General features: G+C 37.7%; 9 protein-coding genes. 5 read left to right on the forward strand and 4 right to left on the reverse strand.

All coding sequences use genetic code 11. The features are described 5' to 3' along the window. Nucleotides 1–235 precede the first annotated feature (235 nt). Both JXQ92_RS16995 and JXQ92_RS17000 read left to right on the forward strand, forming a co-directional pair. Complete coding sequence (locus JXQ92_RS16995) at nt 236–1,606, forward strand: M28 family peptidase (RefSeq protein ID WP_421987839.1); 1,371 nt, start codon at nt 236–238, stop codon at nt 1,604–1,606. Nucleotides 1,607–1,752: 146 nt separating this feature from the next. Beyond that, the gene (locus JXQ92_RS17000; RefSeq protein ID WP_421987840.1) at nt 1,753–4,287 is read left to right on the forward strand and encodes a DUF3857 domain-containing protein; all 2,535 of its coding nucleotides are present in this window, start codon (nt 1,753–1,755) and stop codon (nt 4,285–4,287) included. A gap of 24 nt (nt 4,288–4,311) precedes the next feature. On the opposite strand, the gene JXQ92_RS17005 is transcribed toward JXQ92_RS17000, so the two are convergent. The 3 genes from JXQ92_RS17005 to JXQ92_RS17015 are packed head-to-tail and all read right to left on the reverse strand — an operon-like array spanning nt 4,312 to nt 7,399. Beyond that, on the reverse strand, nt 4,312–5,352 hold the full coding sequence (locus tag JXQ92_RS17005) for a glycosyltransferase family 2 protein (RefSeq protein WP_421987841.1): 1,041 nt from the start codon (nt 5,350–5,352) through the stop codon (nt 4,312–4,314). 26 nt (nt 5,353–5,378) lie between these two features. Further along, nucleotides 5,379–6,857, reverse strand: coding sequence for a hypothetical protein (locus JXQ92_RS17010; protein WP_421987842.1), 1,479 nt, complete (start codon nt 6,855–6,857; stop codon nt 5,379–5,381). Beyond that, entirely contained in the window at nt 6,854–7,399 is a 546-nt protein-coding gene (locus JXQ92_RS17015; RefSeq protein ID WP_421987843.1) for an RNA polymerase sigma factor, read from the reverse strand. Before JXQ92_RS17015 ends, JXQ92_RS17010 begins: the two co-directional genes overlap by 4 nt. A gap of 118 nt (nt 7,400–7,517) precedes the next feature. On the opposite strand from JXQ92_RS17015, the gene JXQ92_RS17020 reads away from it, so the two are divergent. The 3 genes from JXQ92_RS17020 to JXQ92_RS17030 all read left to right on the forward strand — a co-directional run bounded on the left by JXQ92_RS17020 (nt 7,518) and on the right by JXQ92_RS17030 (nt 11,643). Further along, nucleotides 7,518–8,618, forward strand: a complete 1,101-nt coding sequence (locus JXQ92_RS17020) for an adenylate/guanylate cyclase domain-containing protein (RefSeq protein WP_421987844.1) — start codon at nt 7,518–7,520, stop codon at nt 8,616–8,618. Between the two features lie 106 nt (nt 8,619–8,724). Further along, a complete protein-coding gene (locus JXQ92_RS17025) occupies nt 8,725–9,060 on the forward strand; it encodes a helix-turn-helix transcriptional regulator (protein WP_421987845.1) in 336 nt (111 codons plus the stop codon). Beyond that, complete coding sequence (locus JXQ92_RS17030) at nt 9,061–11,643, forward strand: ABC transporter permease (protein WP_421987846.1); 2,583 nt, start codon at nt 9,061–9,063, stop codon at nt 11,641–11,643. Nucleotides 11,644–11,712: 69 nt separating this feature from the next. Here the strand turns inward: JXQ92_RS17030 and JXQ92_RS17035 are convergent, their stop codons facing one another. Next, nucleotides 11,713–12,327: a hypothetical protein gene (locus JXQ92_RS17035; protein ID WP_421987847.1), complete on the reverse strand. Its 615-nt coding sequence runs from the start codon at nt 12,325–12,327 to the stop codon at nt 11,713–11,715. Between the last annotated feature and the right edge of the window lies 1 nt (nt 12,328).

The raw sequence follows: 12,328 nt of genomic DNA on the forward strand, positions 1-12,328 counted from the left end.
TCATTCCATTTATTGCTTACTCTATGTATACGACAATCTATGTGCCAAGTTTGTTACACCGGTAAAAAATATTTTTAATTTTTTTACGATCGTACATGGTTATAACAATTTGAATGGCTTTGACCCTTAGGGGACAAAAGATATACTTCCAATAAGTCCGCTAGTCAAGAATCAGTTTATTAATGTTTAATTCTTTTCTAATTTGTAACCGAACTATTAAGAAGATCTACTAGCTATGAATAGGTTAAAAGTATTTGTTTTAGTGGCTGCAATGGCCTTTTTTCAAGTAGGATTAGCACAAGATGCTCCTCCCGAAATTGACACACGGATTTATGATATTATAACTAATACTTCCGCTGAAAGAATTGAAAGTGACATTAGAAGACTAGCTAATTTTGGTACCAGAAATACTTTTTCGGATACTATTTCCGAAACGAGAGGTATCGGTGCGGCGCGAAGATGGATAAAAGCTGAATTCGAGAAAATATCTGCTGAGTGCGGCGGCTGTCTGGAAGTATTCTATCAAAAAGATTTTGTGGAGAAGACAGAAGGAAGTAGAGTGCCTCATAGCGCATGGATAGTGAACGTTGTAGCTGTTCTACGCGGTACAGACTATCCGAACTCATACGTAATGATGTCTGGCGATATTGACTCAAGGGCTTCTAACACTATGAACTTTGAAATTGATGCCCCTGGTGCCAATGACAATGCATCCGGAATGGCAGGTGCTATAGAAGCAGCGCGCGTTATGAGTAAATATAAGTTCAAGCATAGTGTGGCTTTTGTGGGACTTTCAGGAGAAGAGCAGGGTCTTTTTGGTGGAAGAGGATTAGCAAAATATGCCCAAGAGAACAATTGGGAAATGATTGGAATTTTGAATAACGATATGATCGGAAATATCGAAGGCGTCGATGGCGTGATTGATAACCGTACTTTCCGTATTTTTTCTGAACCTACACCAGCCAACGAAACTGCACGTCAGAGAGGTGCACGAAGATTTTCCGGGGGAGAAGTAGACGGTATTTCCAGACAATTAGCCAGATATATTCATGGACAAGTAAAAACATACATGCCTGAAATGAATCCGATGATGATTTATCGTTTGGATCGATTTGGAAGAGGAGGTCATCACAGACCTTTTAATGATTTAGGTTTTGCAGGAGTAAGAATTATGGAGGCTCACGAGAATTATAATCGCCAACACCAGAACATTAGGGAAGAAAACGGCATCAAATACGGTGATGTTATCGAAGGCGTTAATTTTCCTTATGCAAAGAAACTAACTGCTGTTAATGCTATTTCAATGGCTGGCCTTGCCTGGGCACCGCCAGCACCTAAAGATGTTCGAATTGGAGGTGCGGTAAGACCGTCTACAACATTGCAATGGACAAAATCCGATGATCCTAATATTGCTGGGTATAAGCTCTATTGGAGGCTTACAACTTCACCAACGTGGGATAATTTTAAATATGTTTCAGGCGTGAATGAGCATACGCTAGAAGGAATAGTTATCGATAACTATTACTTTGGCGTATCCGCTGTCGGTAAAGACGGGAACGAATCTCCAGTAGTATTTCCTGCGCAACAGATTAGAAGAAGGAGATAGTGCTAGTTTTCCATACGAATGGAAAACTGGAATTGAATTAAAAGATGATTTTACTCTGACAAACTATTCAAATATTAATTGTCTTAATATTTGAATTTGGTCTGAAGTGTGTTTTATTTAAATTATACTTCAAATAATATTATTTAATGATACCATGTAACGTTCGTCTCGCCTTATCTTTTTTCTCCTTTTTCCTCTTATTATCTCTTTCACCCAATCTTAAGGCTCAAAAAAGTCCGAAACCTTTATGGGTTCTCGAATATTCGTTTGACGAAAACAATATTGATGATCAAAACCCAGGGTATCAGTATTTACTCTTAGACAATCAGGAAAATATTGTTGAGCAAACAGACTATTGGCACTTTGCAATAAAGGTTACTAATAGTGAGGGTGTTCAGAATATGTCGAATATTTCTGCCGATTATGATCCTTCTTATCAGTCTTTGATGTTTCATGAAATAAATGTTATCAGAGATGGGGTCAAATTAGACCGTTTGTTGAAAAGTTCTATTGAGCGAGTTAGGCGAGAGACAAATATGGAAAGAAGTCTCTATGATGGTACTGAAACCGCATATACTAACCTTTCAGATGTTAGACCAGGAGATATAATTGAATACTCTTACTCTATCAAAGGATATAATCCAGTAAATAATGGCTTTTACAGTAAGAGTGCATCATTGGAATACGCTGGAATTCCGGTAAACAGAATAGTATTTCGGTTATTGGAGGATGGAGTAAAGAAGCTTAAATATAAATTGAATAATGAAGCGCCCGAGCCTCTGGTTTCTAAAAAAGGGAAGAGAATTGAATACATATGGGATGTTGAATCTACAGATCCAATTACACTAGATTCATATACTCCATCTTATTATAACCCTTTGAAAAATGTATCTCTTTCTAATTTTCAAGATTGGAATGAGGTCATTCAATGGGCAAGGAATCTGTATCAATATCCAAATTCCGATCTTAGTAAAATTAAATTAGAATACCCCAGTAATGCTTCAATTGAGTATAAGGTATTAAAAGCCATAGAGTTCGTTCAAGATGAGGTAAGGTATTTAGGCCTTGAATCAGGGATTGGTGCATATAAGCCGAATTCTCCAGCGAAGGTGTTCAACCAGCGTTTTGGTGATTGTAAGGACAAGTCATTGCTCTTAGTTGCTTTGCTTAGAGATTTAGGAATAGAGTCATTTCCAATGTTGGTGAATACAACATTGAAGACAGGAATTACTGATTATTTACCTGGTAATAATCTCTTTGATCACTGTGTAGTGGCATATAATTATAATGGAGAAAGCTTATATATAGATCCAACGATTAGTAATCAGGGTGGAAATATTCTGAATAGAAGTTTCCCCCAATATGAACTAGGGTTAGTGCTTAATAAGGATGAAAATCAACTCAGGACTCTAGCCAAACCCAAACGAGATAAAATCGAAGTGAAAGAGTGGTTTGTTTTAGACTCAATAAATGGAGGGGCCAATTTAATCATACGTACGGAGTATCAAGGTGCCAGAGCCGATGGTATTAGAAGTCAATTTGCAAGCAACTCACCAGGGTCAATTACCAAAGGGTATCTGGATTTTTATAGTGGTATTTATCCTAGCATAAAATCTGTTGAAAATGTAAGATTAATTGATTCTTCTAGAGGCGATAGCAATTTAGTGATAACCGAAGAAGAGTACCAAATATCAAGTATTTGGAAGAATGATGAAGGACTTGATTATTCTTATGTAGAGATTTATCCAATATTTCTAGAAAGCTTGATATCGTTCGGTGATGTCGCAGACCCTACAATGCCTTATAGTATGGGGGATCCTGTACAATTTAAGCAGACAAGTGTTGTTGAAATGCCGCAAGAATGGGAGGTTGAAACTATATCAGACCAAATAGTTGGTGATGGGTATAAGTATGAGAATAAGCTTTCATCTAGCGGCAATATTGTAACCGTAACTCATGAATATGAATCTGAACTCAGTGTTATTGAACCTGAGGCAGTGTTAAAAGTATTGAAGGATCATAACAAAATAATAGGAGAGTTAAACTATATATTAACCTATAACTCTTCTTTAGTAGGGTTTACCTTAAGTATAGGTTCAACAGTCCTCGCCGTACTTGGATTGTTTCTTGGAGTGTTTGTCTGTTTTTATGTAAATAGAGTTTATGTTCCTAAGCCCGCTGGTATCCCAGCTTATAGTTCTATAGGTGGGTGGCTAGTCTTACCGGCCATGGGATTGATCGTATCGATTTTTAGAACGGCATTTGATACATTCGCTATTGATTATTTTAATAAATCCCTTTGGCCCGGTCTTGAATTAATTGGCGGTAACCCATTGCTTGCCAAGTTCATTATCGCATTGGAAATAATATATAATGTCGGATTTCTAGTATTCGTTTTTTATGTAGCCTTTCAGTTTTTTACTAGAAAAACAAGAGCACCACGACTAATGATGGCCTTTCTGATATTAGGTTCTGTTGTTCCTATAATTGATTATTTGGTAATGAGTTCGTACTTCCCAACTGTATTCAATGCGCAAGATGACGAGGTAATGATCAGAGAAATGGTGAGAGCCATTCTCGGCATAATAATTTGGGTTCCATATTTTTACAAATCTCAAAGAGTAAAAGGCACTTTTACCAAGTATAGTCCTCGAGAAGGTAATACTTTGGTAGCGGATTAATATCCCTTTTCTTTTTATACCAACTCAAAGGAAGAACCAATAATCTTGAACAGGTATTTTGCCCCATGACTTGAGCTGGTGCTCGATTTCTTTTTTACCATCTGGCGACGCAACTACAATCATGATTTGTGGATTTTCCATGCCGGAGATGTCGTTTAGATGCTGAGTATTTATTCCGTAAATATTCACTCCAACCTTTCGCTCGTTATCGGAAACCCAATGAAAGTTTTCTTCATAAGTTTGAATAAGCTTGGCCATATCCTTACCATTTTTCCCAGTTCCCCAAAGTACCAATGGTCTATTCTGGTCCCGATCAATTTGATAGAAATACTTCAATTTCATCTCGAAGTAGCGGTTGTCTTTGTATTCCTCCCAAGTTCTCGAAATACGGTTCGAACGATCTCGCCAAAAATGTAAGACCTTATCAATGCCTATTACCTTTAGGCAATGTTTGTAAAACCTAAAACATAAATCGTAGTCCTCAGGGTAAATTTCAGGATTGAATGCATCAACTAGATCAAAATCATCTTTGTGAATAATCCAGCAATGAGAAGGAATCACACATTCTTGATATATTTCTTGGTAGTGCTTGCTGTTTCGTGCTACCTCGTTGAGCCAAGCTTCATATCGCAAGAATCCGCCTCCAACTTCCCCTTCATCTACGAAATGTTCAGTGCCTCCAGCAATAATGTTTCCCTTTCCATATTTGAGCCATTCATTAACCAATGACTCTATTTTATCAGAAGGCATTTTATCATCAGAATCCATGCGATTGATGAGTTCACCTTGAGCAAATTGGTATCCATATTTAAGAGTAGGAATTAGTTTTTTACGATCGCTGTGATAAACCTTGATTCGACTGTCCTTTTGAGCATATTGTTCGAGGATTTCAGGAGTGCTGTCAGATGAATGATCATTTATCGCAATTAACTCCCAGTTTTGATAGCTCTGATTGAGAATTGATTCAATGCAATCCACTAAATAAGGTGCTGTGTCTTTGGCCGCCATAATAATTGAGACCAATGGCAACACCTTATTTGTGGTAACATCTTTTAGAGAAGGCAAGAGCTATTATTTTAGATTGAAGATCGTCAATTATCGTTCTTTTTTGACTTACTCCCGAATTTGAATAAGGAAATTTCCTTTAGGTCTTCCATAAAAACACCGCTTTTAGCCTCTTTTGAATTGATAGTACCCGTTACAGAACCTTTGAACTTATTTTCATTGAATTCGCCAATCATGATGAAATCGTTATTCATTAATAGCTTCATTTTAGTCCCTAAAGCAACACTATACTTTAAAAATACTTCTCGCAGTTTGGCGTCTGTGTTCTGTGAAATACCGTCCTTATTAACCGTTAATTCATTTGGATTTAGTCCAATCCTGATATCTGCTTTTTTGGATTCAATCAGGTTAGATTTATAGAGAACGCTGTAGATATCGCGTCTTAGTCTTTTTAAATCCTTTCGTGATAGAATATTCTTCTTTTTTACCCCATCCTTATCTAGTAGAGATACTTTTCTAGCCTGATAGAAATTCATTTCGTACTCACCCTTTATAGAAGGAGAATCACGTTCAGGCTGATACGGTTGAAAGATAGTGCCTCCAGTTCTTTTAGGTTCATCTATTGGAGATAAAGATATTTGTCTAGACAGTCTTAGTGTATCCGATTTTATGGACGGGATATCGCTGTTCTTGTCATTACTAAAAAGATCAGGTTTATCATAACCCTTAAATTGAATATCCATGGCCTTACCCAACGCACTTCCAGAAAAGCCTTCTTCAGTAAAATCGCCTACCATTATGTATTTCTTGTCCACTACAATACGCCGTTGAGGACCATAATCAATGTTATATTTTTTTAATAGACCTTCATAGCGCTGGATCTGTGAAGGATTTAGCGTGTAATGATTGATTTTTGGCTTCTGTCTATTGAATTCTACTATTATAAGGTTAGATCTTCCTCGGTTTAAGTCATCTGCTTTGACATATTTTATTAAATCACTTTTCAGTTTCCGCAGTTGAGTACCTGTCAATGAAATTTTTGAGACAGACGAATATGCTTCAAATTGTACAGCCTTGCCTGCATCCAAATGATTGCCAGTTGGAATTAAAGAGCCAATTTTAGTAGTAGTCTCCTCTTCTTCTTTTGGCACTTTTGCAACTTTTTCTGAAGTCGTATTTAGTGAAGCTTTTTTCTGTTGTTGAACAGCTTTTTCTCCTTGCGGATCATCTAGCTGTACAGTTTGAGGTATTGGCTTGATGATGGGTTCTTTCTTGTCGATACTATCGGTAATTGTTTGTTTTAGAATGACCTCTGGGACGTTTTGAAGTACAGGAGTATTTTCCTGACCAGTAAATGAAGTAAAATAGATTACTGCACTTGTGACCAGTGTAATGGCAGTTGTTGTCATGATAATTGAGTTTAAATTGAAATTTTGAAACCAGTTATTTGCCGGGGCAGGAAGCGAAGGAATTGTTCCGATAAACTCGAAAACAGTTTCCTTGGAAAGCTCCGTAGGGACTTGTTTTGCCTTTTCAAATAAGCTCGAAGAATCTATAGATTTCATAGCGTTATCGTTTGAATGGTTTCTAACAAATCGGATACTGGACTGCTCGTTTTGTCTGACATCAGAGCAGTGAGTTTCTTCCTTCCTCGACTAATTTTTGTCTTTACTGCACCTTCATTACTATGCTGTATTTCGGCAATTTCCTTCATGCTAAACCCATTAATTTCAAAGAGAATAAGTGCATCTTTTTGTTTTAGTGGCAGTTTGTTGAGCATGCGATAAAGCACTTGAATATCTAGAATAGTTTCAGGTGATACGCCTTGATCCGCGAGCCTTTCTGCGTGAATTTCCGTCAGTTCTTGTTGGTTTTTTTGTTTTCTCCACAAGCTGATTGACCTGTTTCTAGCGGCCCGGATCAAGTAATGTAAAAGCTGTTCCTTCTTTTCAATTTTCTCATAATTATGGTAAGCCGTGAGCAGTACATCCTGTACCAAATCTTGTACATCCATTTTACCATAGGCTAGAGATGAGCAATAGCGCAAAAAACGATCGTGGCAGCCATTATAGGCTGTCATAAAATCGGTTTGTTTGGAATTGCTCATAATCGAAAATAAGGATTCTTAAACCGATAGTCGCACTCGCCAAAGAAAGGTTACATCGGCCTGAAATATTTTTTCTCTTGTGATGAGATCAGCTTATGAATTCCGTAATTTGATTTTGATGATGGTTTTATCACCCAAAAGAAAAAACTTCCTGCTCTCATGGATTACTTATGTAATCATATTCGTAATAGGTGGCCTACTATTTTATAATGTAGAAAGAGGACTTTTGGGAGGCGCTAGCTTTTATCCATCCACTAAGAATCCCTATGATGCCATGGCTTCTGGCGTGTCCATTATACTGGGAAGTATGTTTATGGGTGCAGTGATAGGTTATTGTGAGTTAACGCTTTTTAGGTTTCTGTTGAGCAATAAGACTTTCCTATTTAAAATTGCCAGCAAAGTGCTCCTTTATGCAGCTTTCCTTACTTCGTTCATTATACTTTTGTCTTTACCTATTAACGCGCTAGCATTAGAACAGCCACTATTTCACCAGGATGTTCTTGATACCGTTAGAGACTTTACGAGTAATTACGCCTTTTGGAGCGCGATGATCCATTGTGCGGCTTTTATCACTTTATCTTTATTTATTAAGGAAATGATTGATAATATCGGGATCAGTCAGGTCAAAAACTTTTTCACGGGTAAATATCACTCGTCTAAAGAAGAGACTAGAGTTTTCATGTTTTTAGATATGAAAGATTCAACTACAATTGCTGAGCAGATGGGGCATGAACGATATTATCGCTTTTTGAATCGGTATTATCGAGATATGACACGGCCGATAGTTGCTACCGAGGGCGAAATATATCAATATATTGGTGACGAGATTGTAATCTCATGGGAAGGAAAAGCAGGTTTAATCAATTCGAATTGTTTGGCTTGTTTCTTCGGTATTCAAGAGGCTATAGAAAAGAACCGCGATTATTACATAAACACCTTCGGTCAATTACCAGCTTTTAAAGCTGGTATTCATATCGGGCAAGTCACTCGGGGCGAGGTTGGCGTTTTAAAGAAGGAATTACTTTTTACAGGAGATACAATAAATGTCACAGCTCGTATTCAATCGCTTTGCAATGAGCTAGAAAGTCAACTGTTAGTTTCTGAAGACTTACTTAATAAATTGGAGCAAGGCAATGACTACCAAGTCACATCAAAAGGTGAGTACTCACTTCGTGGAAGAGATCAGACAATTGAATTATTTCACTTAAAACAGATCTAAACAATACACTTCAAGTCATTCTCTAGTTTACAGTACTGGTATTATTTGTTTTACAAACATAGATGTTATAGATTTGATCTATGTTTGTAAATCTAATATTGCATAGATGAAAGGAACGAATATAGGTGAGTTAGAAGAGTTGGTGCTTCTGGTGGTAGGTGTACTTTATGATGGTGCTTATGGGGTGTCGGTATTGAAGGAAATTAAAGATCAAACAGGCAGGGAAGTAAATATCAGTGCCATCCATGCGGTGATGAATCGCCTGGAGGATAAAGGATTTTTAAGGTCTGAAATGGGAGGGGCATCTAAAACCCGAGGAGGCAGGAGGAGGAGAAATTATTACCTCACAGCGGCAGGTCGGTCTACCTTAGATCAAGTAAGATCAGTAAGAGAGAAACTCTATGGTCAGCTTTCAAGTGCCACTTCATATCAATTTTCATAAATGCCAGAAAATCCAATAAATCCACCCAAGTGGGCCGATCGATTTCTGAGTTGGTACTGTAACCCAAAGCTCCTAGAGCAGGTCCAAGGGGATGTACATGAGCTCTTTTATTGGCGACTGGAAGAAGATGGATTAGATAAAGCAAAACGCGCATTTAGCTGGGATGTCATCCGACTTTTCAGGTGGTCAAATATCAAAAGGAATTCAAGTCAAACTCAAAAATTAAACAACATTGCCATGTTCAAAAACTATTTAAAAATTGGTATAAGGAATCTCTGGAAACAGCGAATGGCTTCTACCATCAATGTATTAGGTCTCTCACTAGCCATTGGTTGCTGTCTAGTGGCCTATCTCTACATAGAGTATCAATCAAATTCAGACGATTTTCATGAGAATGGAGATAATATCTATTTACTCACGCATGATGCTTTTGTGGAGGGAGAAAATAGGAAGTATGGTTATGTTTCTTGGGCCGTGAGCGATCAGATTCACGAGGAAATTACAGGTGTGAAAAACGTACTGAAATTCACCCATAGTTCTGTAGATGTCAAAACTGAGGGTCGAACGTTTTCTGACTTTGCTGTCTTTACTGATGAAGGGTTTTTTAAGACTTTTACATTTCCCGTTGTATATGGAACGGATACTCCTTTGAGTAGCCCAAAACAGATTGCTATTTCTGAAGAAACTGCCGAGTGGTATTTTAAAGATGAATATCCGATCGGTAAAATCGTCAACATTACGATTGGTAAACAAGCTTTAGATTTTGAAGTAGCAACGGTTTTTAAAAGCCCCGAAAGAAAAGGTAGTTTAAGGCCTGACTTAGTTATTCATTTCGACTGGATTCGTTCTGGAAGAGACTTGAAAAACATTAACGCAAATACTTTTATAGAACTAGAGGAGGGTATAGATAGAGATAGGTTTATTGCCAGTTTGCAGCCGATTGTTCAACTTCAACAAGGCTTTAATCAAGAAAGAAAATATGATGCTTTGGGGATTGAGCCAATCATTACAATGGCCAAAAATTCTAATTTTATCGAAAGCGGCGTTGGTTCTATGCCTCCGAAGGCACCTATGATTCTTTTGGCTTGTATAGCAGGCTTTATGCTTACTCTTGCGGTCTTCAACTATATCAATATTGCAACGGTAATGGCAACAAAGCGAGTCAAAGAAATAGGAATTAGAAAAGTGATTGGTAGCAAGAGGTCTCAATTGATACTTCAGTTTCTTTCGGAGAACCTTATTCTTTGCAGTTTTGCAATGATTTTGGGGAGTTTACTCGCCATGGCATTCTTTATTCCTGGCTTCAATCAAATTTCGGGTAGTACGCTAAAACTTGGATTGCTAAATCACTTCGGGCTACAGAAATTTGTAGTTATACTCTTGCTGAGCTTAACATTCGTATCTGGAGCTTACCCTGCATTTTTTGTATCTAAATTAAAACCAGTTCGAATATTTAGAGGTTCGGAGAAAGTAGGAGGTAAGCGTAGGTTTACCATGGTGCTACTCACTTTTCAATTTGTGCTTGCTATCATTACAATTGTTGCGGGTATATCTGCCGTTCAAAATAATATGATCTACGAGGGCAGAGATTGGGGTTATGATCCTGCCGATAAACTGGTGATTGATGTAACCCAAAAACGACTGAATGCTTTCAAGTCTGTAGTTCTCAAAAATCCAAATGTACAGGGTGTCACTGGTAGTTTTAATAGTCTGAATAGACATTGGGATTTCCGTGCTATGGAAATGGGAGACCAGTCTTACCAAGGTCAGTTTATTCAAAGTGCGCCAGAGTATCCAGAGTTTATGGACATACCGCTTGTAGCTGGTCGATACTTTGATAAAGAGCTTAAAAGCGACCTGATCGATAAAGTACTTGTTAATGAGCGGTTTATGGGGGTTTTTCAGCTAGATAAGTTCGATGATCAAATCGTTAAGATCGACGAGAAAGAATACCAAATTATAGGCGTACTGGAAGACTACTACTACAGTACTTTTCAGGATGGAATCGAAGCGTCTGTTTTTACTGCCATTCCTGATTCTTTGCAAACTACGTTAACAGTACAAACCTTGTCAGGTAGCGTTATGGATGTTCAAGAGGAACTGCGTGCCTCTTGGGAAAAAATGTTTATCGATGAGTTATTTGTTTCTCATTTACAGTCTGAAGTACGGGAAGGAGAGTTTTCTGATGTAAGAGGTTTGAGAAATATCCTTGTCTTTACAGCCGGTATGGCTATAGTACTTGCGGCCATGGGACTCTTTGGTCTAGTTTCTCTGAATATTTCATCCAAACTCAAGGAATTTGGTATTAAGAAAGTGTTAGGAGCTCCGACTTTAAGCCTATTAAAAGATGTTTATAAGCAATTCTCTTTTATAGTCGGTTTTGCTGTGGCTGCAGGATGTTTTCTTGCCGTTAAAGTGGTCACTTTACTCTTAGATAGTGTATATGGAGAACATGCGCCAATAGATATTGTGCCACTTGGGTTTGCATCATTGGTATTGCTTGGTGTTTGTATGCTAACCATCAATTTCCAAATGAGAAGGGTTAAGAAAATGAATCCTTCGGATACTTTAAGGGTTGAATGATTCACAATCAATCCGTAAAAAAAGGGAAGCAGTCGAACTGCTTCCCTTTTTTTATAGTGCTATAGGAAACTAAGACTTTTGTCTTTTTATGTAAGTAAAGGCAAGACTCAGTATTAAAATTACAGCCAAAGTGGCCATGGTATAAATCTTCATGGTTCCTGACCAAAAAGAACTCTTGATCATACTTCCCTTCTGCGTGTAGGACTTTTTGTCCTTGTCGAGCATAAAGTTCAGTTCCCCTTGAGTTGTAGGAATTGTTATGTGGTTTTCAGTGTGGTGGTAAATTTCAGTAAAACTGGTAATTGATAACTCGAAATCATCGAATGCACCTTTATAGCCGTTAATCTGAAAGCTCAAAGTAGCATCATGTTCAGTGAGGTTAGTCGCATACAAGATAAAGTCAACGGGGGTGCCTTCAATTGTAAGTGAGACTGTTTTGTTGAAGTATTCAGAATATTCTACAACGTAATCTTTGAGTGTAATTACCGCCGTATCAGACAGTTCTTGCCTTAGTGAAAGGATCAAGTCAAATGCACTTTTTGGTGTCAAATGCACAGTCATTTCATTCGCTGACTTTCCCTGAATAAACTTATAGCTGAACTGATCAGGGTCGTGTGCTTTGATGTTGGTTGAAAACCCACACAACAATAAAATTAATACGAGTATTCTTGAATAGTTTTTCATC

The sequence above is a fragment of the Roseivirga sp. genome (assembly GCF_049099775.1).
In the GTDB taxonomy this organism is placed as follows: domain Bacteria; phylum Bacteroidota; class Bacteroidia; order Cytophagales; family Cyclobacteriaceae; genus Roseivirga.

Excerpts from the sequence above, each read along its gene's own strand:
- JXQ92_RS17010 (WP_421987842.1), bottom strand. The coding sequence starts at position 6,857 with ATGAAATCTATAGATTCTTCGAGCTTATTTGAAAAGGCAAAACAAGTC.
- JXQ92_RS16995 (WP_421987839.1), top strand. The coding sequence starts at position 236 with ATGAATAGGTTAAAAGTATTTGTTTTAGTGGCTGCAATGGCCTTTTTT.
- JXQ92_RS17035 (WP_421987847.1), bottom strand. The coding sequence starts at position 12,327 with ATGAAAAACTATTCAAGAATACTCGTATTAATTTTATTGTTGTGTGGG.
- JXQ92_RS17000 (WP_421987840.1), top strand. The coding sequence starts at position 1,753 with ATGATACCATGTAACGTTCGTCTCGCCTTATCTTTTTTCTCCTTTTTC.
- JXQ92_RS17020 (WP_421987844.1), top strand. The coding sequence starts at position 7,518 with ATGATGGTTTTATCACCCAAAAGAAAAAACTTCCTGCTCTCATGGATT.
- JXQ92_RS17030 (WP_421987846.1), top strand. The coding sequence starts at position 9,061 with ATGCCAGAAAATCCAATAAATCCACCCAAGTGGGCCGATCGATTTCTG.
- JXQ92_RS17015 (WP_421987843.1), bottom strand. The coding sequence starts at position 7,399 with ATGAGCAATTCCAAACAAACCGATTTTATGACAGCCTATAATGGCTGC.
- JXQ92_RS17025 (WP_421987845.1), top strand. The coding sequence starts at position 8,725 with ATGAAAGGAACGAATATAGGTGAGTTAGAAGAGTTGGTGCTTCTGGTG.